Origin of the sequence: Desulfoluna butyratoxydans (genome assembly GCF_900699765.1) — a bacterium.
In the GTDB taxonomy this organism is placed as follows: Bacteria; Desulfobacterota; Desulfobacteria; order Desulfobacterales; family Desulfolunaceae; genus Desulfoluna; species Desulfoluna butyratoxydans.
Window position 1 is genome coordinate 112015 of record NZ_CAADHO010000001.1, and the last position, 22409, is coordinate 134423.

The window sequence follows — 22409 nt, forward strand, 5'->3', positions numbered from 1 at the left end:
ACCTGGAGCTGGAAGCTCTGCAGGAAATCGTCCCGGCCCTAACCTCCATGGGAGTCTCTCTGGTGGCTGTCTCCCCCCAGCAGGCAAAATTTTCCAAACCCCTGGCCAAAAAACTCGGACTTACCTTCCCCATCCTGGCCGATCCGCAAAACAAGGTCGCTTCGGCCTTCGGCCTGGTGCACAGGCTGCCCCTTCCGCTCAGAGACATTTACCTGGGCTTCGGCATCGACGTACCGCGATTCAACGGCGATGACTCCTGGGAGCTGCCCGTTCCGGCCCGCTTCATCCTGGACCCCAGCGGAAAGATCCTCAGCGCCGAAGCCCACCCGGACTACACCAGGCGGCCCGATCCCAGGGAGGTAATTTCCATCGTCTCCCCCGACCACTAATCCGGATAGTTCACGGGAGGAACACCATGAAACGACGTGTAGAGACCCTGCTCTGGGGCCAGCCCATCACCGAAGGCGCGGGGGTCCGCCTTCACAGGGCCTTCGGATTCCTTGAAGCCCCCATGTTCGATCCGTTCCTGCTCCTGGACGACTTCCGGTCGGACAACCCTGAGGATTACACAAAGGGATTTCCCTGGCATCCACACCGGGGCATCGAGACCATCACCTATGTGCTCAAAGGGGACGTGGAACACGGGGACAGCCTGGGAAACAACGGCGTCATTTCCGACGGGGACGTGCAGTGGATGACCGCCGGGTCCGGCATCATCCACCAGGAGATGCCCCAGGGGGACGCCAGCGGTGCCATGCACGGATTCCAGCTCTGGACCAACCTGCCCGCCTCCTACAAGATGATGCCGCCCAGGTACCGTGAGTTCACGGCCGCCCGGATCCCCGAGACCCGAACCTCCGAGGGGTGCCGCGTCAAGGTCATCGCCGGGACCGCCGCAGGCATCTCGGGGCCGGTGACCGATGTGGTGACGGCCCCGCTTTACATCGACTGCACCGTTCCCCGGGGTGCCTCGTTCCGGCATGTGTCCCCCCAGGGCCACACAGCCCTGGTCTACGGCATTGAGGGCACGGGACGCATTGCAGGTACCGAGGTTCCGAACCGGCACCTGGCCCACCTCTCCCCCGGCACCGACATTGAGGTGGAGGCACCGGACAAACCGTTCCGGTTCCTTCTCTTCACGGGATGCCCCATCGGAGAGCCCGTGGCCTGGAAAGGCCCCATCGTCATGAACACACAGGAAGAGCTGGACCTGGCCTTTCTCGAATACCGAAGCGGAACCTTCGTCAAGCTGTAAGCCAGGCATGGGGTTACAGGGGCTGCACCGGGCTGGCCGTCTCCGGTGGGGTCCCAGGCCAGGAGAGGGTGAAGCGGGCCCCGCCCAGGGGCGAGTCGTCCACCGTCACCGTCCCCTTATGGGCCACGGCAATACGCTTGACGATGGAGAGCCCCAGGCCGTAGCCCCCGGATTTCCTGTTACGGCTGTTGTCCAGGCGGGCAAAGGGCTCGAAAATACGCACGCGGTTGGCTTCCGCTATGCCGGGGCCGTCGTCGTCCACCAGGATACGCACCATGCGATCCGTATTCACCACGGAGACACTCACCCGGGACGCGGCATGGCCCATGGCGTTTCGGATAAGGTTTCGCACGGCCCAGGCCATGTACTGGGGATCGAACCACGACTCCAGGGGAGCCTCCGGTGCCGCCAGGTCAAGCCGCACCTTGTCGTTGGCCTCCTCACAGGCAACGAGGTAGCGTAGCCAGGCGACCATGTCATGGGCTTCCGTCTCCACCCGGCCCGGATCCCGGTCAAACCGGGCGTAGGTCAGCATCTCCTCCACCAGGGTCTCGATCTCCCCCACATCCCGTTCGATGCCTGAAAAGTAGCGACTCTGCTCCTCATGCGTCCTGCCGGTCTTTACCATCTCCATGCCGAAGCGGATCCGGGACAACGGGGTCCGCAGCTCATGGGAGACAGCGTTGGTCAGCTCCTTATGGGAGGCGATGAGTTTTTCGATGCGGTCGGCCATGGCGTTGAAGGTGAGCTTCAGGTGGGCCAGGCTTGAAAACCGGGAGGCCCTGGCCCGTGAAGAGAAATCCCCGCGCCCGAAGGACCGGGCCGCCTCTTCCAGTCGGGAGAGGTCCCGCCAGAGAAAAAGCGACCAGACAAACACAGGGATGGCAAGAATCACAAAGGCCACGACCACCATGAGAGACTCGATGATCCTGATGTTCTCGGGCTCAGGCAACGGCCCCATACACAGACTGTAGTGGCTGCCCGGAATCTTCTGCACCAGAATCTCCACATCTTCGTTGCCCGGAACGATCTGCCCTTCGTCGTATGCCCCACGATAGGTTTCGGGCAGGCGAACGGTCTTGTTGCGCTCCACGGTGATGGGGTAATCAAAGGATTGGTTGAGATCGTTGAGAAAGCCCTGCCAGGAGCTCTCGGGCATGGAGATGAGGTCTGCGACGATCAGGGAAAAAATCCCCCGGAACTCAGAGCGCTCCTCCTCGACTTCGGCCCCTTTCATCAAATGGTCTGCAATGGGGGTCAGCCCCAGAGCGATGGCGAGCAGTGAACAGACGATGAGCGCATAGATAGTAAAGAAAATTCGTTTCACGACAGCGGGCCTCCGTCCCCGCAGGTGGCGCCCTCAGCTCAGGGCTTCTTCCCCCCAGGCGTCCGTCACGAAAAGATACCCGCTTCCCCACACCGTCTTGATGCGCTCCGGCTTTTCGGGGTTTTCTTCCAGCTTCCGTCTCAACCGGGAGATGCAGATGTCGATGGACCGATCGATGCCGTCATACTCCCGCCCTTTGAGTTCCCGGCTCAGGTCATCCCGGCTGAGGGTCTCTCCGGCATGGGAAGCCAGAACGTGGAAGGTGTCAAACTCCGTGGTGGAGAGTTTTACGTCCCGGCCGCAAAAGCTCACCGTCCGTGTGCTCAGGTTAATCTCCAGCTCACCGAAGCGAAGGTCCTTTGGGGCGTTCTTTGCCCCGGCTAAAGGGGGGGCCCCTTCGTATCGCCTGAACAAAGCGCGGATCCGTGCCAGGAGCACCCGGGGCTCCACGGGTTTCTTCACATAATCGTCGGCCCCCATCTCCAGGCCCGCCACCTGGTCCATGTCGTCTTCCCGTGCCGTGAGCATCAGAATAGGCCCCGGGTAAAGGGGCCTCACCTCGCGGCAGACGGACAGCCCGTCCAGGCCGGGAAGCATCAGGTCGAGAATGACCAGGTCCGGCTGCGATGCCGCGATGACGGAAACCGCCTCGTCACCGGCATGCACCTGGGTGACCGTGTACCCGTTCTGCCCGAGGTACTCACTGATCAGTCCCGCCAGGGGAAGGTCGTCCTCCACAAGCAGCACCTCTTTGGCCCCCATTGTCCTCACATTGTCCTCCTTGGGATCATAAATAAACCATCTTTCGGGATCTTGCCCCATGTTGCATTACATCATCACTTCCCGGGGATCACGTCAAGGATGCGCCGTCCTCTTCCCCACAGCACCCCCCTGCAAGGGGGACACCCCTCCTGCCACGGGCCCTGTGGCCCGGATCAGGGTGCACCCTTTGGGCCACCCCCGCAACGCATTCGATCAGGATCCATGCGATGACCATGGTCACCACGGTGTGGCTCAGGAAATGGGCGCCCTTCATCATCTGATAGCCCCCCATCACCCAGCCCAGGGCCACCCCTGCCCCCAGCCCGGCCATCTTCCGCCGCCTGTCTCCATACAGGCGGGCCAGGGCCATGAGGGCGAAGCCCCCGGAGGCGTGGCCCGCCGGAAAGCAGCGACCGGAATCACAGCGGGAACAGACCTCCGGATAGGGTTCAAAGGGTTTCACGTAGGGCTTGTCCCCTCCGTAGCGCACGATCTGAGACGGGCAATAGATGTTGGTCACATCCTTCATGGTGGCGATGGTCAGGGGCACCACAACAAGTGACAGGATCACCGTCAACCACCGCTGCCTGTCCCCGGGAAGCCCTTGTGCCACACCGCTTTTCGTTCGGAAGGAGAGGCCGTATCGTACCAGCAGGGTCACCCCGAAGGCAATGATCACCCCCTTGATCCCCGTATAAAACAAGAGGCGCGGGACAACGGCGTTGCGGTCCACCAGCCATAAACCGGTCTCGAAATGAAACAGGTGGTCCTGGACCCACAGGTCCAGATCGGTCATTTCGAACAAGGCCAGGGTCGCCCCGAGCACCACCACGCCCAGGGAAACTCGTCTCAGGAATCCCATCCCTGCTCCCCTGTGGTGCGCCGGGTCAGCCCGTTTTTGTATAGCCAGGAGGCGGACTGATAGAAACCAATGGCGTCGGTGAGATCAGAGTCGTCAATGGCCGCCCGGACCTGCTGTTTCGTCACCCGGTCGTACACATAGGCCTCGGTGCCCCCCTTGGGCAACAGCACCGTCAGGCGATCCCCTTTGTAGTACCCCAGCTTCTGATAGGTTCCCACAAAGGCGCGCTCCTCATCGGGTTTCATGGCAAGGATGTCCTTGCCGAGGAACTTGCTGTCGTAATCCCAGTTCAGCAGGGCCAGAAGGGTCGGGGCCACGTCGATCTGGGAGCAGAGCTTGCTGACGCGATCAGGCTCAATGGTCTTGGGGCTGTACAGGATCAGGGGGATTTCATACTTGCGCAGGGGCAGGCTGGTCTTCCCGGCGCTGCTGCCGCAGTGATCCGCCACAAAGACAAAGAGGGTGTCGTCAAACCAGGCTTTGGTCCGGGCCGCCTTCATAAACTCGCCCACGGCGTAATCCGTGTACTTCACCCCGCCTTCGCGCCCAGTCTTCACCGGGATGTCGATCTTGCCCTCCGGGTAGGTGTAGGGCCGGTGGTTGGAGGTGGTAAAGACAAAATTCATAAAGGGCTTGCCCGCGGCGTAAGATGCATCGGCCTCCTTGAGGGAGCGGTTGAACAGGTCCCCGTCACAGACGCCCCAGACGTTGGCAAAGGTTTTCTCTTCCTTGGACATATCGGTGCGGTCCACAACGGAAAACCCGTTGTGGGCGTAGTAGTAGTTCATGTTGTCGAAATAGCCGTACCCGCCGTAAACCCACTTGGTGTCGTAGCCCCTCTCTTTAAAAAGGTAGCCCAGAGAAAACATGCCCTCGTTGCCGGGGCGCTTGACGATGCTGCGGCCTGCCGTGGGGACCGTGGAGAGGGTCAGGGCCTCAAGGCCCCTTACCGACCGGGTACCCGTGGCGTAGAGGTTGTCGAAGAAAAGCCCGCCCCGAGCCAGCCTGTCCAGGTTCGGGGTCAGCCCCGCCCGGTTGCCGAAAATGCCCATGTACTCGGCGCTCATGCTCTCGATGGTCACAAGCATGATGTTGAGCCGCTTCTCGTCCCCGGGGTTGACCACCCTGCGGGTGATATCCTCCGGTGATTGACTCAGATACTCCGCATTATCGGTGGCCACCAGCTTCCGCAGGCGGACCAGCATCTCGGTGGTATCCCGTTGCTCGTAAAAACTGGCGTAATCCAGGTCGTTGTTTCGAAAGGCAGCAAAGAGCTCGTACACCCCGTTTTTTGCCAGCTCGTTGTTAAAAACGTTCTCCGAAACACGAAGCCTCGAGCTGTCCACCCCCGCAAAGCAGACCACCGGCACCATGAGGCACATGAAGCCTGTTGCCGCGCGCTGCCTGAAGGGACACGGTGCTGCAAGAGCCCCCTTGAAGACCCGGCTGCGGGCACAGACAAAATAGATGAGGCCCGAGGGCACCAACAGGCCTGCCAGCATGGGATATACCGGGTAGGACTCCATGATGTTACCGATGACCTCGGTGGTGTACACCAGATAATCCACGGCGATAAAGTTAAAACGCTTGCCGAACTCATCCCAGAAGAGCCACTCGGCCACCACCCCGTAACAGAGGATATAGACGCCCACAAAGAAAAAGAGGTGGACCACGGGCCGGTGAAACCGGTGCCGGAACACCCGGTCCGGGACGAACACGAAATAAAGAACAACGGGAATGATAAAATAAAAGGCGGTGATGCCGTCAAAAACAAGGCCCACCCCGTAGATGGTCCCAAGCTGGATCAGCCCGAAGTCCACCTGGGAAGCGGAAAGGGTCATGAGAATCGTCCGGGTCACGGCGTTGACCCCGAGAAAAATCCCGATGAAGAGGCCGAGCAGGGAAAAACGGTCGATGAACAAAGAGCGAACCCCATGTCTCATCCGCAGAAACAACCTGGAACCATGTGGTGGTGACTGATGTGGTACAGAAGGATAATCGTTCATTTTTTTTGGCCTATGCGTCGTATGGTAGGTGTTTGGGAACACAAGCGATGCACGGCCGTTTCCAAGGAGCCCCCTGCCGCCTTCAGCAGGTCGGCCATGCTGGCGCATTGCCGCCCGGGCAGGGGTACGCTCCTTTGAAACGGACATTCAACCCGAGTCCTTCGGGTGTGTTCGCTGCAGGGACACCATGACGGATCAGGCCTTTTATGTCTGTTGAGGAAGTGTAACGGTCTGTTGCAAGCTGTGCGGCCAAGGCCGGGACAAGGGCGTCGCCCCTGGCCAAGCCCCCCTTTTCACCGGTGGTTCCGCGTTTGTAGCAAAATGTACAGCCGGGATCCTCACCCTTGAAATCAGCCCGGCCCCGGGCTACAGTCACCACACGACACCGTGTCTCCCGTACCGAACCACCCACGAAAGGACCCTTGAAAGGCAAGCGCCATGACAGAAACAACACTCACCATCCCCGTCTCCGGCATTCACCTCAAAGCCGTGCTCCACATGCCCGACACCGAAAACCCTCCGGTTGTCATCGGCTCCCACGGCCTCCTCTCCACCAAGGAGTCGGGAAAACAGCTTGTCCTGGCCCGCCGCTGCAACGACTTCGGCGCCGCCTACCTGAGACTGGACCACCGGGGATGCGGTGAAAGCGAGGGTCGGTTCCTCGACACCACCCTGGCCACCCGGGTGGAGGACCTCCTGGCCGCGGCCGAGGTCCTCCGGGACATGGGCCTTGCCGACAACGGCCTGGCCCTTTTCGGCAGCAGCATGGGCGGAGCCACCTGCCTGGCCGCCTGGAGCCCCCTCACAGACCGGGGCTTTCCCCTCAAGGGCATGGTGAGCCTGGCCGCACCGGTCAACGGCACGGGGATCACCGAAGCGGCCATCTCCGCCCAGCAGGAGCTCCACGACGTGCCCCTCTCCTACTACAAGAAGAACATGGGCTTTGACATCACCGAGGGCCTTGCCGGCATCCACCATATTCTCGTGGTTCACGGGGACAGCGACGAAATCGTTCCCGTGGACAACGCCCACAAAATCATGGCCGGGGCTGGAAGCCCCAAGGAGCTCATCATCAACCCCGGCGGCGATCACCGCATGAGCGACGCAGATCACCAGGCCCGCTTCTTCCCCCGGGCCTCGGCCTGGCTGAAGGCAGCGCTCCTGGACACCTGAAACAAAGGGCATGGACATGGTAATCAAACGGATTCGGCAGGCAGCGCAAACCAATGAGCACGGGCATGAGATGCTCTCCGAGGCGGAGGCCGGAATAATGGCCGAAGAGATGGGGCTGGCCGTGGGAACGGTTTACGAGGCGGCCCTGGAGGCGGGCATCTGGCCGGAACGCTATGTGCGCAATGCGGGGAGTTTTTCCTGTGACGAGCAGAGGCGTCTCATGGGCAAGGTGGTGGCTGTGGCCGGATGCGGCGGGCTTGGGGGGTACATCGCCCAGTTCCTGGCCCGCATGGGGGTGGGAAGGCTCCTGCTCTTCGACCCCGACGTGTTCGAGGCCAGCAACCTGAACCGACAGGTGTTTGCCACCCGGGAGACCCTCGGTTCAGGGAAAGCAGAAGCAGCCCGGGCAGCCCTGGCCGCCGTCAACCCCTCGGTATCGGTGACAGCCCACAGGCTGGACGTCACAGGCGACGAAGCCCACCCCCATCTCACCTGCGCGGACCTCATGGCCGACGGCCTGGACACCCTGGGGGACCGGGCCAGGCTCTCGGAACTGGCAAGGGACCTGGGCATCCCCATGGTCCACGCCACCATCTCCGGCTTTGAGGCACGGGTCATGGTCTTCTGGCCCGAGGGGCCGTCCTTCGGCGAGCTCTTCGGGGCCGAGGCCGAATCCACCGCCGAGGCCGTTCTGGGCACACCGGCCGTCACCCCTGCGGTGGCAGCGGGCCTTCAATGCACGCAAATCATAGGGACCCTTCTGGGACACATCTCCCCGGCCCAGGCCACCATGGTGCACATGGACCTGATGTCCATGCGCTCCGAGGTGTTTCACTTCTGATCCGGCCCCGACCGGTTGACGGTGCGAGCAGGACCGAAACCCATTAAAAGGTGCAGAAAAGAGCGGTGCTCAGGTCAAAAAGGGTGATCTCGTCCGTGGAGCCCAGCCCACGGCTGAACCCTGCCCCGCAGGTCAGCCCGAGATGATCCGTAAGGGGCACATCCACCCCCACCCCGAACCGGGCCACCCCGCCTGTGCGGGAGTCATCGGTGCCTGGGGCCACCTCGTCGGCCTCCAGCTTGAGAACCCCGATGCCTGCGGCAATGTACCCGGTGCTGTTGTCGCCCATGGAGGAGAGGTATCGCGCCCCCAGGGTAAGCATGGAGACCGAGGCGTCTCCACGGGTCAGGTCGTTGTCCACCTCAAAATCCGAGGTCACGGCGCCGTAGACGTCCAGGTCCACGGACGGCGCCACACGGTACCCCACGTTGAGGTACCCTCCGGCACCTGCTTCCTGGCTCATGGAGTCGTAAAACAGGCTGGGGCCTGCGGAAATGCGAAAAGAGTGTCCCTCAGCGGCAAAGGCGCTCTGGCCGAGCAGCATGAGGACGGCTGTCATTGCAACAATCATTCGTTTCATCTTAACAATCCTTAAAACGTATCCAACCCCGTCAGAGGGGTTTGTTGTTCGGTTGTGTCATCCCGGGCGACATGCTCCGGGAACCTGTTATAAAAATCCCGCCCGTGCGGGAGCCTGGGTGCCGACCTGCGGTGGTTTCGTGCGGTGGTGTCACCGCCGAAAGCGCCGGGCACCGTGCCATCACGGCGGGTGATCGATCCAGGCGTATATCGAATCCGAAAAAGAGTGGGCCTCCACGTTTTCACCTCTCCTGCCCTGCATGCGCTGCCCGGCCTGGTTCCGGCCCGCCGGAACTGTGAGCTCACGCATTCTGGACACTCGTAAAAAAAGGCAATTTGTCAACTGCATTCAAGCTAACAATGAACTCCGGAAAATCAAGCGGTGCAGTCATACAACACGTCCCAATCGACTGCAATAACAATACGCTGTACTGCTACAAAGAACAGCGTACAGGACATTGTACACGCGCACCGATCCCTGTTAGGAAACACAGCCCGCACACGTTCCTTTGTCGGGAGAGCGTCGCCCCGTAAGTCAAAAACCGGCCTCTCCTCCCGTCGCGGTGTCGCCCTCGCCAACGTGCGAATACCCGGGCGCTCCAGCTCCTTTAGAGCCCGCCTTTTTTTCAGCCAAGGGTTTTCCATAAACCGGGGTTTGCTGTTGCGAGTCGATGCAACGGCGTAGTATCATGGGTCATTGATTCAAGGTAACACGTCCCGTCCATGTCGCTGCCATGCAGCCCATGCCGGACACTCTCCTTTCCGGGACTCCGCTTTCCCTTTCGCTCCTGCTTTTCAGGCTGGCCTCGTCCCTTTGACGCCTCCCTCTCCTGCCCCCGCTGCCCGCACGCCCCTGCGATGACGCAGGCACGACCGGGACCGGTACATCTTGCGCAACGGCCCTGTGCAACGGGCCCCCGTCAAACCCTATCCAAAGGATACGGCTCATGAGACGAATTACCCTTTTATCCGCAGCCATTCTGGTGATGCTGGGGTCCACGGCCCTGGCAGAGAGCGGGCCTTCATTCAGGATATCCGCAGGGCCCACCATGCTCTTTGACCCATCAACCCAGGAGGCGGGCTTAGGCGGCCACGTGACCCTGGGGTACCAGGTGGCATCTGCCTGGGAGATTGAGCTCTACGGCGCAACCAGTGACCACTTTGAAATGGAAAACAACCTGACAAGGGGAGATGCCTCTATTTCCCTGGTGACCCTGGGCGGACGCTACCTCTCCTCCTTCAGCGGAAAAACCAGGGGCTTTATCGCCTTTGGGGCCGGGGTCATGGAAATTGAAGCCGAGGACGCGCCCTCCGGGGAGGACGACACCCAAAGCGGCGGAATCGGACGGTTCGGGGTCGGCATCGACCACGCCTTCATCCCCAACCTGGGGGTCACCTTCGGCGCCGGGTTCAACCGGGGCTTCGGGGACACGGACGAGGTGGTTCTCTACGACCTGACCTTTTCTGTGTTCTGCGCGTTTTAGGGGCTCCCATCGCCTGACGCCCCAGAAAAAAACACCTCGGGTCCAAGGAAGGCCCGGCCGTTGCAGGCACCCACCTCGGCCGGGCCTGACGGGCCCCTTGCACACCTTTGGCACCCTCCATGAAAAAACGGGATGGCGGCCGGGGTATCCTTGCGCCTAAATAGTCCATATGTTAAATATACCCTTTTCCCAACATTATCCGCCCGCCCCAGGCCGCCGATCACCTGTGTGACCACGTCGCACAGCCCGGTGTCCGCCGTGTAAAGGCCACCGACAGGCCCGGACCGTCCCCGTGCCGAAGCCTGTACCGAGCCCTGCGGGTCGAGCCGTGGGAAACAGGTAACGCCCGCACCTCGCAGAGGCCTTACCCACGACCCGAAGCCAGAACGACAACGCGCTGAATACGATCTTTGAAAAGGCCCCATGAATGAAGATTTTTGCCTCCTGTCTCTCGACCCTGCTCCTGATGCCCTTACTTTTCACCGCACAGCTGGCTTCAGCAGCCGAAGACAGCGTCTCCCCCGACTTCGGTCCGGGAATCCTCAACATACGCTCCCAGTCCATTGCCCAGAGCTTCCGCCTGACCCTGCCCCTCATGGTGCCCGGTGACATCCCCCGCGGATGGCAGGTCTTCTCCCAGGCCACCTGGACCAATGTGTGGGCAGAAGACCCAACATACCTTCTGGACTACGAAATGCTGGACACCACCCTCGGCTTCAGCTACGGCATCAGCGACCGCTTCGGGGTCTCGGTGGTCATGGACAACAGGAGATACTTCGGCGGGGAGATGGACGGGTTCATCCAGGGATTTCACGATGCGGCGGGGATCGGACAGAACGGCAGGGACAATTACAGCAAGGGCCGTTCCGCCATCACGATCTTCGACCCTGCCACCGGAAACGTGGTGGAAGAGAGGTCCCCGGGGGACCTGAACAACACAGGGGTCAGCCTTTTGGTCAACTACACCCTGCTCCACAGCCACCCCTTGCTGCCGGACGTCAATATCTACGGAGTGGCCCGATACGCCTTTGAAACGGCAGATATCATCTCACACGGAGACGAGGTGGACACAGGGGCAGGGATTGGTTTCGCCAAGCAGGTGCTCCCCGGGATCCACGCTTACGGCATCCTCGGGTACACCCTCTACGGCAGCCAGGAGGCGTCGGCAAAAGAGATCATCGACCTGAAAAGCTACCAGGTCACCGGCCTGTTTGCCCTTGCCTGGCAGGCCACGCCAAAACTCAGCGCCGTGGGCCAGTACCTCTATTCCTCCTCGGTGGTGGAGAAAATCGGAGGGTTGAAGGAATCGTCCCACGAGGTCCACCTAGGGCTCAAGTACAAGGTATCCCCCCGCACCGGCCTGAATGTCTCCCTCATCGAAAACATCATCACCATGGACAACAGCCCGGATTTCGGGCTTCATGTGGGCTGGTTCATGCGGCTGTGATCCCCCGGGCAGTGACAGGGGCAAAAAAGTCTGATTTGGCCTCTTTTTTGTCAATTCTGCCCCTTCCACAAGCATGGTGCCTTTGCATATCATTCATTCTGGAATGGAGCCGCAAGCATTTGCCACCCCAGTGGTAACACACACCAGGGCAAGACATGTCAAAGGAGACACCATGGACATCTACGAACAACTTCGGCAACGACTGGCCACAAACCCTGTGGGTGCACCGCCTTCAGAGGCGTTTGATGAGATCCTGCGCATTTTGTTCACCCCCGATGAAGCAACACTGGCCCTGTCGCTCACCTTCCTCCCCCAGCCCGTGGACCAGATTACCGATAAAACAGGCCTCCCCATGGAAACGGTTCGGGATACCTGTGAAACCATGGCAGACAAGGGGGTGATTTTCAGTCGCGAAAAAAAAGGGGACATGGGCTATTGCCTGCTCCCTGCGATTCCCGGCCTGTTTGAGTTCCCTTTCATGGGCGGCGGGGGCACCCCCATGCATGAGCGTCTTGGGAGCCTGTGGGAGACCTACCACATGGAGAGCCAGGGCATGGAGTTCGCCTCAAGCCCGACGCCCCTGATGCGTGTCCTGCCCGTGGAAGAGACGGTCACCGGCCACGACGAGGTCCTGCCCTATGAGGTCATTACCCGCATGATGGAGAAGAACCATACTTTTGCCCTGGCCGAATGCGCCTGCCGGGTCTCCAGAGGCGAGGAGGCCTGCGACAAGCCCACCGATGTCTGCCTGCTCTTTGACGGCATGGCCCGCTTTCTCATCGACCGGAAGCACGCCCGGGAGATCACGCGGGAAGAGGCCCATGCCACCCTGCTCCGGGCAGAAGAAGCCGGCCTTGTGCACACCACCAACAACAGCCAGGACCGCCTGAACCTCATCTGCAACTGCTGTGGATGCTGCTGCACCATCCTCACCTGCCGCACCAAGCTCGATGCCCCCCACCCCTTCTCCACCTCACAATGGTTTGCCCGGGTGGACGAAACCGAGTGCACGGGCTGCGGAATCTGTGCCGATGAGAGGTGCATGCTGGGTGCCATCGATACCTCCGGGGACACCGCATCCATCGACGAGAAAAAATGCATCGGTTGCGGCCTGTGCGTCTCATCCTGTCCCGCAGAGGCAATCTCCATGAACAAACGGGCCACGCCCCCGCCGCTCCCCGAGACCGGCTCACAGCTGGGAAGCCAGGTCCTGATGGAAAAAGGGCGCCTTGAGGCGTTTATCGAGATGAATACCTGATCGAAAACACCCGGGCACGGGGGACAGTGTTTGTAACAGCCCGCCCCCAAAGCGACCAGAGTGGTATCGATCAGACAAAATATGTCCCCTTCACCCAAAGGACTCCCATGGCACACATCACCCTGCTTGCCGCCACAGGCTGTGCGACCTCCTGCATCACCGGCGTCATCGACGCCCTGTCCATCGCCAACCGGTGGCAGGCCCTCTCCGGGGAAAACGGCTCCCACGGGCAGCCGCTTTTCCACTGGGACATCGTCTCCAGGGACGGACTCACCGTGCAGGGAGAAAACAGGGTCCGCATCGAGCCGCACCACGCCATGGATGATGTGACGGCTACCGATCTTATCCTCATCCCCGGGTTCATTGCGCCCGCCCATGTGACCCACAAGCCGCCTGCCGAACTGATCACCTGGATCCGGGACTGGCATAAGCGGGGCGCCATCATCGCCGCAACCTGCACAGGCTCGTTTCTCCTGGCGGAAACCGGCCTCCTTGACGGAAAGGAGGCCACCACCAACTGGGTCTTTGCGCGGTACTTCAAAAAGCGCTACCCCAACGTCAGGCTCCTGCCGGAGCGCCTTTTCACCAAAGACGACCGCCTGATATGCACCGGGGCCACCTCCGCCTACATGGACCTTTGCATGTACCTGATCAAGACATTCGGCTCCGAAGAGCTTGCCGCCACGTGTGCCAAGGGGCTGCTCCTGGACCCGAACCGGTCGAGTCAGTCCCCTTTTTTCATCTTCGACTACCACAAGGCCCATTCAGACCCCACGGTGCTCAAGGCCCAGACCCTCATGGAAACCCACTACCCCCATCCCCTCTCCATGGAAACCCTGGCCTCGGAGCTGGCCATCAGCCCGCGCCACTTTGTCCGACGGTTTAAAACCGCCACAGGGGAGACGCCCCTGACCTACCTCCAGCGGATTCGCATCGAAGCGGCCAAACAGACCCTTGAAACCACCTCCGAGCCCATCGACGTCATCACGCGACAGGTGGGATACGAAGACACCAACTCCTTTCGCAAGCTCTTCAAGAAAAACACGGGGCTCTCCCCCAAAGAGTACAGAGACCGATTCACGAGACTCCGGAACTGACCGCCGGGGTCTCCTTCTCCCCGGTCATCCCGGCTTCAGCCATGCCCGAGGCAATCAGCCCACAGCACCCTTGGGGGTTTTCAAGGGGCAGCAGGTGACCTGCCGACAGGTCTTCGAGAAAAACGGTCCCCGGGCTGACGCGCTGCCACTGAGCCCAGAGCGCCTCGGTAAAAAAGACCGAAGGCCTGGCCCGCAGGGCAACGCACGGCAGGTTAATTCCGGCGAGTTCGCCCATGACATTGGGCGGCTGGGTGTAATTGTGGGCCTCCCACACCTTTGGAAAGGCGAGGGACCAGAGACCGCTTGCGGTTTCCGTGACACCGTGGGTGGCCATGGCCGCAAAGGCCTCATCCCCCAGGCCGCTGTACATCCGCTTTCCCCGACAGTGGGCCAGGTAGGCGTCCCGGCTTTTTCAGGTGTCGGTCTTTTTTAAGGTTCCTTTGGCTGGCTGGGTAAGGTTCATGACGGCCTTGGGCAGGAGCTTCGCAAGGAGAGCCAGGGTCCTGGAGAGCATGGCAGGCTCAATGAGGACAAGCCCCTTGAACAGGTCGGGTCGCCTGGCCGCCGCCAGGATCGTGCAGGTGGCGCCCATGGAGTGCCCCATGCCGATCACCGGGGCATCCGCCGTCTGTTCCAGAAAGGAGATAAGATCGTCTGCGTACATCTGCCAGTCCTGCCGTACCGGGGGCGGGCCAACCTTGGGCCAGGTCGGACGCAGGTCCAGGGTATGCAGGGTCACATGGCCGGTCAAACGGGCCAGCAGCGGGGAATAGACCCCCGTGGGAAACCCGTTGGCACCGTAAAAGTGGGCCGTGGGGCCGTTGCCCCCGTGGTGGGTCCAGGTTGCATTGGAAGGCAATGTCATGCGGATCTCCATTGGTTGCGTTACAGCCCCTCCCCCAAAGCCCCGCCGAAAACAGGAAGAGGCAATGCATCCCTGCCTCCGGCGGGGCTGTCAGGAGAGAGCGTTCCAAAGGGGCTTAGCCCGGGTAGTCACGCCTTGGGACTGATCTTCATGGTTATTTCTGCGGTGAACACCTCGATGCCTTCTGTATCCACGATGGAAACAGGTACCGTGATGTCGTTTTCCCCGCTCCAGTCAAGACCGGAGCCGTCTGCCAGGGCTCGCAGGTCTGTCTTGGCCTTTTTGAGGTAACGGACGGACATCCCCACCGGAATCCATCGATGGGTTTCCGGAATGGAGACATCGGTCATGGTCCCGGCCACCAGCTCCGCGGCGTTGCACATGGCAATGGCGTGAACCGATCCCAGGTGGTTTTGCACCTTGGCCTGCTTTTTCACGGACACCTCGGCGTACCCCGGCCTCAGGGCCACGAACATGGGGTCGATGCTCCCGAAGTAAGGGGCAAACTGCACCACCCCGTCGGTGAAGGCTTTGTTTCCCATCTGATTGTACATCGTCAATGTTCCACTCATCATGGTCTCCTTTCTCATTGTCTGAGGCGGAAGCCGCCCGGCATTTATTTCACATGCGTATTACTTACTTCACATATGAAATAAAAGTCAAATAAACAAAGAGAAGGAGACCGCCATGCGGTCCCCCTTATATTTTTCTCGTCAAATCAGCAGGCTTCAAGCCGGCAGGGAACAAAGCGATGAAGCGGGGTACCGATGGGGTCCCTGTGGGAGCTCTTTGTCAGGTCGTTGACGTTGAACCCCGTGATCTGGCCGTTGTAGTTCAGGCCGAACCCGTGGGGAATAAGCACCATGCCCTCCCGCACGTCGTCTTTGACCTCCAGCTCGCCCACGGCAGATCCCGCCTCGGTGGTGACCCGCACGGAATCACCGTCGATAAGGCCAAGCGTCTCCGCCAGAGCAGGGCTTACGGCAATGGTGCACCCGCGCTTTCCCTTGAGCCATTCGGGGTTGCGAAGCTGGGTGTTCATGGTGGTCATGCGGTGGCGGCCCGCGTTGAGGACCAGGGGAAAGGCGTCGGTAAGGGCAAGGTCCCGGGCTTCGGTGTCGGCGTCAAGGGCCATGGCCTCGGCTTCCAGCTCGGGGATCACCAGCTCGATCTTTCCTGAAGGGGTCTTGACCTCGGCCAGGTTGTTCTCTTCATCCATGGTCCCCACCCAGAGCCCTTCGGGGGTATCAAGGACCGTTTGAAAGATCCGGTCCCCCATGTCCATGCCGGTTTCAAACCCCAGGCGCGCGGCGTTTTTGCGAAACGCCTTGGGGGCCGTCATCATCATGCCCCAGAAACCGGCCAGGGCGGCGCTGTCCCATGCCTCACCCAGGGTCTTGCCCAGGATAAAGAGCATCTTGGGAAAATACTCGGGATGGGCCCCCACCCACGCCATGAGGGCGGCCCCGAAGGTCATGCGGTCCTTGTGGGCAGCCTGCCTCACCTCTTCCGGTATCTCGGGGATGAGGCCCATCTTGTCGGCCAGGCGGGTAAAAATCTGGGAGGACTCCAGCTGGTCGCCCTCGGGCTTGACCACGGGGCGGCGCATCTGAAAGTAGACGTTGGGAAAGCTCCAGGGGAAAAAGGTGCCGTCGTATGCTTCGTAAAAACTCCGGCAGGGGAGCACGTAGTGGGCTTTTCGGGCGGTCTCGCTCATCACCATGTCGTGGACCACGAGAAGGTCCAGGTGCTCGAAGGCCATCTCCAGGGCCTTTGTGTCCGGCCAGGAGCGCAAGGGGTTGCAGACACTCACGATGGCGGCGCGGATCCGGTCCGGGTGATCGGTGAGGATCTCTTCGGGCAGGGCACAGGCGGGAAATGAGCCGGCGGCCGCAGGGGGAAGCCCGGAGACAGCGGTCTTCCACACCTTGGGGTTTCGCTCGTCCGCGTGGTAGCCCAGGGGCATCACCATGCCGGGGATGATGTTGCCGCCCCTCTGGCCAAAGATCCCGCAGACGCAGCCCAGGATATTGAGAAGGTAGGAGTTAAGGGTGCTGTGCCGTCCCATGAAAATCCCCAGGTCCGGGTGGAAGGCCCAGCGCCTGGTGGTCATGAGGCGGCAAAGGTCAAAGACGGTGTCGTAGGAGAGCTCGCAGACGGCAAGGGCGGCCCGGACGTCAAAGGCCTGGAACCAGGGTTTGACGGTCTCCCACCCGTCGGTATGGGCCGAAAGGTAGGCCTCGTTTTCCCACCCCTGTTCCACAATGATGGCGACCATGGCCTTCACCAGCAGGGAGTCGGTGCCCGGCCTCAGGGCCAGGTGGATATCAGCGATGCGGGCGGTCTCGGATTTTCGGGGGTCAACCGAGACCAACAGGCGGTCAGGGTCCTTGCTGATTCCTTTCAGAACCAGGGGCGCCCGAGGCATCTGATGGCTCTCCATGCCGTTCCAGCCCCAGGCCACAAGCATCTCGGTTTCATGGTCGTCCGGGCCGGTGAGGATATACTGCTTGCCGAACATCCGCCCCTGCACCCACCAGGTGCCGCAGAACTCCTGGCCCGCCGAGGTGTAAAGGTTCTGGGAGCCCAGGCACTTCATCAGGCTCACCCCGAAGCCCGCCTCCATGTGGCCGCCCTGGCCGCTGGCCCCCAGGTAGGCAAAGGACCTCGGCCCGTGGGCGTCCACGGTGGCCGTGAGCTTTTCAGCGATCTCGGTCAAGGCCTGGTCCCAGGAGACGGGTACAAACTCGCCCCCCACCTTTTTCAAGGGCTGGGTGAGGCGATCGGCCGGGTACTGGTGGTACAAAACGTTCATGCCCTTGCGGCAGGCATACCCCTGGCTGCGCGGGTTGTCCTTGTCCGGCCGGACCTTGACCATACGATTGCCCTCAACCAACACCTCCAGCCCGCAGTTCTGCGCGCAAAGCACGCACCCTGTCTTGTGCCACGTCCCCATAACGGCCTCCTTATTGTCTGTGTCATCAGCGTTGTTGCGCCACCCCATATCAGCGTTTAAACACAGTATCCCAGCCGCACATCCCCGGCAAAAAGGCGATTACGACAAAAAACAGGCCATATCAGACATTCTCCTGGCGTTCGATCCGCATGCCGCAGACCCCGCAGAGAAAATGGACGGTAAAACGCCCCTTTTCATTTTCAAGGACCAGGGGCTCTGCCTGGTTCCCCCTGCCCTTACAGAGGCCCAGGGTTTCCCGGATGCAGTGACGGGTCTCCATGACGGTGACCGCACCGTCCGGCTCCACGGCTTCAAAGGCGGGCTCCACGGAGGTGACGCCCCGACGGGTGTAAAAGGTGCGGGCCAGGGCATTGGCCACGTTGGCCTTGTAGGTGAGGCAGGCCTCAGGAAAGGGCACCACGGGCCGATCCACGGGCTCTGGGTCCCGCACCGGAAGGGTATTGGCCTCGTCCAGGAGAAGGGCCACCACCTCGCGGCGCAGACGGTTGATCTCGGAGACCGGGATGAACAGCGGGGGAAGGTTGAGGGTGAGCCCACGAAGGTAAAAGGGGGTTCCCCCCAGCTTGGCAAGCTGGGTCTCCAGGGTCTTGCGGGCTTTTTCTTTGTCCCGGGCCGGAACCTGCTCCAGCCCGAACCAGTGGGTAACGCTGCGTCCGGTTTCATCTTGCGCGGCAATCCAGAGGCCGTCTTTGACCTCCTTGATGGACAGGTCCAGGGCAAGGCACCGCTCGGCGCTCTCTTTTTCCAGGAGTTTCAGAAACGCATGGTCATGGTTGCGGTAGAGCACCGCGCCCTTGAACAGGCCGGTCTTGGCCACGGGCTGGCTGGGCCGGATAAGCCCTCCGTCCACGCGGTTGGCCTTGATGCCCTTGAGGTTTCCCGATGGGTCCAGAAAGCAGAGGCCGTCGCCGTTCACCACGGGGGTCCGCCCTTTTTCCGTTTTCAGGGTCACATGGTCCTTTGCCACGTGCACCACGGTTCCCATGCGTTCCCCCATGGCCTTGGGAGTGTCCGGGGAGGCCACCTTTCCCCGTTTGCCGGAGAGATAATAGTCGGTCCCTCCGCGGAAAAAACTCTTCTCCGGGTTGGGGGTAAAATGGTGGGTCACCTTGCCGAAGGAGGCCCGGGTTGCCCCGGCGCGGCGCTCAAGCTCCCGGTCCAGGGCCTGTCGATAATAGGCGGTGACATTTTTCACATAGTCCGCGGACTTGAGCCGTCCCTCGATTTTAAAAGAGGAGATGCCCGCGTCCAGCATGGACCCGATGTGGCCAGAGCGGTCCATGTCCTTTAATGAGAGCAGGTGACGGCCTTGGCTGATCACCTTGCCGGAGGCCTCCTTCAGGTCCCAGGCCAGGCGGCAGGGCTGGCCGCAGGTTCCGCGGTTGGCGCTTCGCCCGCCCAGGGCGGCACTCATCCAGCACTGACCGCTGTAGCTCACGCAAAGGGCCCCGTGCACAAAGGCTTCCAGGGCAACCGTGGTGGCATCGGCGATGGCCCGGATCTCGGCCAGGGAGAGCTCCCGGGCGAGGATCACCCGTTGGAACCCGGACTCTTCCAGGAATCTTGCCCGCTCCGGGGTCCGGTTGTCGGTCTGGGTGGAGGCGTGCAGGGCAATGGGCGGCAGGTCCATCTCCAGAAAGGCCATGTCCTGGATGATCAGGGCGTCCACCCCGGCGTTCCAGAGGGCCACGGCCTGCTCCCGGGCGGCTTCCAGCTCCCCGTCAAAAAGCAGGGTGTTCATGGTGGCATGCACGGAAGCCCCGTAAAGGCGGGCATGGGCGCACAGCGCCTCAATGTCGGCCAGGGTGTTTCCGGCGGCGGCCCGGGCACCGAATTTCGGGGCCCCGATATAGACCGCATCCGCGCCGTGGTTGATGGCTTCTTTGCCGCAGGCCAGATCACGGGCCGGGCTCAATAGTTCGATTCGTGTTTTATCCATGCTACATCCTGAAAGGGTCAGACCATAAAAGGCCGAAGCCCAGAGCTTCGACCTTATCTTATCTGTATACCAGATGCCGCGGTGACCTGTCACTTTTTATGGGGGCTGCCCGCCGCCCCGCCCCTGATATCTTCACCTCTGTGTTCACGGCCCGTTTATGACTACCCCCATATTTCTTACCAAATAGCTACCCATAAAAAAGTCGACATGACAAACACAGCCACGAGCCCCCTTTGAGCAGCCCCCAACATTCCCCTAAGGGCAAGGTTTCACGCCAAATACGACCCCATAAAAAAATACTGAGCCTAACACGCCGTTATTTCATAGCTCCATACCAACGCCTCAAAACGAGTCAATATTTCCATTCAAAATGCAGGGAATCAGGTCGATATATAATGTATCATTTTTGACCTTGAATATTCCGGAGAAACGCCATCGATGTTGAAACGAATGAAGTTAAGAGGAAAAATCGTCTTTCTTATCTCCCTCACAGCCTTTATCACCTTCAGTGTGTCCATTGCCGTCATGACGACAAAAACACACCGCATGGCAAAGGAGGACGCCCAAGCCAAGGGCACCGAGATGGCCTACCGCTACGCCAATGAGGTAAAAGTCATCCTGGAAGAACCCATGGAAGGGTCCAAGGCCCTGGCCTACGCCTTCATGGGCATGAAAAAAGCGGGAAACATCCCGGACAGGGAGGTTCTAACCAACCTGCTCAAGGGGCTGGTGGAACACGACGCCAACCTGGAAAGCCTCTGGGCCTGCTTTGAACCCGATGCCCTGGATGGCCGGGATGCCGAGTATGCGGGCTCCGACCACCATGACAACACCGGCCGGTACATCCCCTACATTTTCCGCACCGGCGGGGCCCTCACCGTGGACCAGCTCCGTGACTACATGATCCCGGAGACCAACAACTACTACGTTATCCCCCAGCGAACCGGCAAAGTGTACGTCACCCCGCCCACGGTCTACCACATCGGAGAGACGGGCATGGACGTGGTGCTCACCAGCATGGTGACCCCCATCAAGCACGGTGGCAAAACCATCGGGGTCGTGGGCCTGGACATCGAACTCAAAGCTCTCTCGGACCTGGTCTCCGCCATCACGCCCTACGGCACGGGAAGCGCCGCCATCGTGGCCAACAACGGCACCTTTGCCGCCCACCCGGACAAAGAGCGCATCGGCAAGGCCATGGGGGAAGGGGGCCAGTGGCGCAGCGCCATGGAAGCGGTGAAGGCCGGAAAGCCCTATACCTTCACCGACCACTCCGAGGCCCTGGGCACGGACACCCGGCAGATCCTCGTTCCCATTGAAGTCGGGACCACGGGCAGCCCCTGGTCGTTCCTCGTCACCCTGCCCATGGACAAGGTGATGGCAAACGCCCAAAGCATCCTTTTGACCAACATCACCATCGGGCTCGTCTCCTTTCTTATTTTCGCCGCCGTGGCCTGGGCCATCGCCAACTCCCTTGTGGCACGCATCAAGGAAAACGCCCTGATGATGAACGACATCGCAGAAGGCGAAGGGGACCTGACCAAACTCCTCCAGGTGCGATCCACAGATGAAATCGGGGAGCTCTCCTCGGGCTTTAACCGCTTCATGGAAAAGCTCCAGGTCCTTATCCGGGATGTGGCCGCAGGGGTCGCCTCGGTGAGCGATGCCTCCACAGGCCTTTTGTCCATGTCCGAAGAACTCGCCCAGAGCGCGGGGACCACCTCTTCCAGAACCACCCAGGTGGACCGGGCCACCCAGGACATGACCGAACGGCTGGCGAGCGTGGCTGCCGCCATTGAGCAAGCCTCCGCCAATATCGCCATGGTGGCCACGGCCACGGAGGAGATGTCCGCCACCATCGGCGAGATCGCCAAAAACACGGAAACAGCCCGTGGCATCTCCGCCACGGCCCTTGAGCGCACCCACGGCACTTCCCGGGAGATGGAAGCCCTCCAGAGCGCCGCCGAAGAGATCGGCAAGGTAACAGAGACCATCACCGACATCTCAGAGCAGACAAACCTGCTGGCTTTGAACGCCACCATTGAGGCGGCACGGGCCGGGGAAGCAGGCAAGGGATTTGCCGTGGTGGCCCATGAGATCAAAGAGCTGGCGTCCCAGACCGCCGAGGCCACCCTGGGGATAAAATCCATTGTGGAAAGCGTCCAGTCCACGGCCACCGCCTCCACCACCGGCATGCAGGAGATCACCACGGTCATCGGTGAGGTCAACGACATCGTCTCGACCATCGCAGGGGCCGTGGAAGAGCAGTCCGCCGCCACCAGCGAGATTGCGGAAAACGTCAACCAGGCCTCGCAGGGCATTGCCGAGGTCAATGAAAACGCCGCGGGAATCACCACCATGGCAGGAGACATCGGCACAGCCGTTGTGGATGTCAACAACGGGGCCGAAGGGGTGACCCACATCGGGGAATCCCTGCAGGCCAGCGCCGGGGACATGCGGGCCATGGCCGATCAGCTCGGCAGCCTGGTGGGGCGCTTCAAGGTGGACTGACCTGAGACCGGTACCCACGGACGCAC

19 protein-coding genes are annotated in these 22409 nt (G+C 61.1%); 9 read left to right on the forward strand and 10 right to left on the reverse strand.

The features are described 5' to 3' along the window. The first annotated feature begins 2 nt into the window (after positions 1-2). Positions 3-389, forward strand: coding sequence for a peroxiredoxin-like family protein (locus MSL71_RS00605; protein ID WP_218950957.1), 387 nt, complete (start codon positions 3-5; stop codon positions 387-389). Between the two features lie 26 nt (positions 390-415). After that, positions 416-1255, forward strand: a complete 840-nt coding sequence (locus MSL71_RS00610; RefSeq protein WP_180136746.1) for a pirin family protein — start codon at positions 416-418, stop codon at positions 1253-1255. A 13-nt stretch (positions 1256-1268) separates the two neighbouring features. Here MSL71_RS00610 and MSL71_RS00615 read toward each other — a convergent pair whose 3' ends face one another. From MSL71_RS00615 to MSL71_RS00630, 4 genes are all read right to left on the reverse strand, one after another. Next, positions 1269-2582, reverse strand: a complete 1314-nt coding sequence (locus MSL71_RS00615; protein WP_180136747.1) for an ATP-binding protein — start codon at positions 2580-2582, stop codon at positions 1269-1271. A 33-nt stretch (positions 2583-2615) separates the two neighbouring features. Next, complete coding sequence (locus tag MSL71_RS00620) at positions 2616-3344, reverse strand: response regulator (protein ID WP_180137547.1); 729 nt, start codon at positions 3342-3344, stop codon at positions 2616-2618. A gap of 88 nt (positions 3345-3432) precedes the next feature. Continuing rightward, a complete protein-coding gene (locus MSL71_RS00625; protein WP_180136748.1) occupies positions 3433-4206 on the reverse strand; it encodes a phosphatase PAP2 family protein in 774 nt (257 codons plus the stop codon). Beyond that, a complete protein-coding gene (locus MSL71_RS00630) occupies positions 4194-6149 on the reverse strand; it encodes an LTA synthase family protein (RefSeq protein WP_180136749.1) in 1956 nt (651 codons plus the stop codon). Before MSL71_RS00630 ends, MSL71_RS00625 begins: the two co-directional genes overlap by 13 nt. Before the next feature lie 501 nt (positions 6150-6650). Here MSL71_RS00630 and MSL71_RS00635 point away from each other — a divergent pair. Both MSL71_RS00635 and MSL71_RS00640 read left to right on the forward strand, forming a co-directional pair. Beyond that, positions 6651-7385 (forward strand): alpha/beta hydrolase, encoded by a 735-nt coding sequence (locus MSL71_RS00635; RefSeq protein ID WP_180136750.1) that lies wholly within the window; start codon positions 6651-6653, stop codon positions 7383-7385. A gap of 16 nt (positions 7386-7401) precedes the next feature. Continuing rightward, positions 7402-8226 carry a HesA/MoeB/ThiF family protein gene (locus tag MSL71_RS00640; RefSeq protein ID WP_180136751.1) on the forward strand — a complete coding sequence of 275 codons (825 nt, stop codon included), beginning with the start codon at positions 7402-7404 and terminating at the stop codon, positions 8224-8226. A 43-nt stretch (positions 8227-8269) separates the two neighbouring features. Here MSL71_RS00640 and MSL71_RS00645 read toward each other — a convergent pair whose 3' ends face one another. Further along, the gene (locus MSL71_RS00645; RefSeq protein WP_180136752.1) at positions 8270-8806 is read right to left on the reverse strand and encodes an outer membrane beta-barrel protein; all 537 of its coding nucleotides are present in this window, start codon (positions 8804-8806) and stop codon (positions 8270-8272) included. A 946-nt stretch (positions 8807-9752) separates the two neighbouring features. Between MSL71_RS00645 and MSL71_RS00650 the strand changes: the two genes are divergently transcribed. The 4 genes from MSL71_RS00650 to MSL71_RS00665 all read left to right on the forward strand — a co-directional run bounded on the left by MSL71_RS00650 (position 9753) and on the right by MSL71_RS00665 (position 14091). Further along, on the forward strand, positions 9753-10289 hold the full coding sequence (locus tag MSL71_RS00650; RefSeq protein WP_180136753.1) for an outer membrane beta-barrel protein: 537 nt from the start codon (positions 9753-9755) through the stop codon (positions 10287-10289). A gap of 427 nt (positions 10290-10716) precedes the next feature. Then, positions 10717-11736 (forward strand): DUF3187 family protein, encoded by a 1020-nt coding sequence (locus MSL71_RS00655; protein ID WP_180136754.1) that lies wholly within the window; start codon positions 10717-10719, stop codon positions 11734-11736. Positions 11737-11908: 172 nt separating this feature from the next. After that, complete coding sequence (locus MSL71_RS00660; protein ID WP_180136755.1) at positions 11909-12994, forward strand: 4Fe-4S binding protein; 1086 nt, start codon at positions 11909-11911, stop codon at positions 12992-12994. Positions 12995-13101: 107 nt separating this feature from the next. Beyond that, positions 13102-14091, forward strand: coding sequence for a GlxA family transcriptional regulator (locus MSL71_RS00665; protein WP_180136756.1), 990 nt, complete (start codon positions 13102-13104; stop codon positions 14089-14091). Here the strand turns inward: MSL71_RS00665 and MSL71_RS00670 are convergent. The 5 genes from MSL71_RS00670 to MSL71_RS00690 all read right to left on the reverse strand — a co-directional run bounded on the left by MSL71_RS00670 (position 14072) and on the right by MSL71_RS00690 (position 19872). After that, positions 14072-14461: a hypothetical protein gene (locus tag MSL71_RS00670; protein ID WP_218950915.1), complete on the reverse strand. Its 390-nt coding sequence runs from the start codon at positions 14459-14461 to the stop codon at positions 14072-14074. The two genes, MSL71_RS00665 and MSL71_RS00670, sit on opposite strands and share 20 nt — an antisense overlap. Before the next feature lie 42 nt (positions 14462-14503). Next, complete coding sequence (locus MSL71_RS00675; protein ID WP_218950916.1) at positions 14504-14956, reverse strand: alpha/beta fold hydrolase; 453 nt, start codon at positions 14954-14956, stop codon at positions 14504-14506. A gap of 128 nt (positions 14957-15084) precedes the next feature. Next, complete coding sequence (locus MSL71_RS00680) at positions 15085-15531, reverse strand: hotdog fold domain-containing protein (protein ID WP_246317677.1); 447 nt, start codon at positions 15529-15531, stop codon at positions 15085-15087. A 143-nt stretch (positions 15532-15674) separates the two neighbouring features. Beyond that, positions 15675-17912, reverse strand: coding sequence for a molybdopterin-containing oxidoreductase family protein (locus tag MSL71_RS00685; protein WP_180136757.1), 2238 nt, complete (start codon positions 17910-17912; stop codon positions 15675-15677). A 121-nt stretch (positions 17913-18033) separates the two neighbouring features. Beyond that, complete coding sequence (locus tag MSL71_RS00690) at positions 18034-19872, reverse strand: peptidase U32 family protein (protein WP_180136758.1); 1839 nt, start codon at positions 19870-19872, stop codon at positions 18034-18036. 450 nt (positions 19873-20322) lie between these two features. Between MSL71_RS00690 and MSL71_RS00695 the strand changes: the two genes are divergently transcribed. Continuing rightward, on the forward strand, positions 20323-22383 hold the full coding sequence (locus tag MSL71_RS00695) for a methyl-accepting chemotaxis protein (RefSeq protein WP_180136759.1): 2061 nt from the start codon (positions 20323-20325) through the stop codon (positions 22381-22383). Positions 22384-22409: the final 26 nt, after the last annotated feature.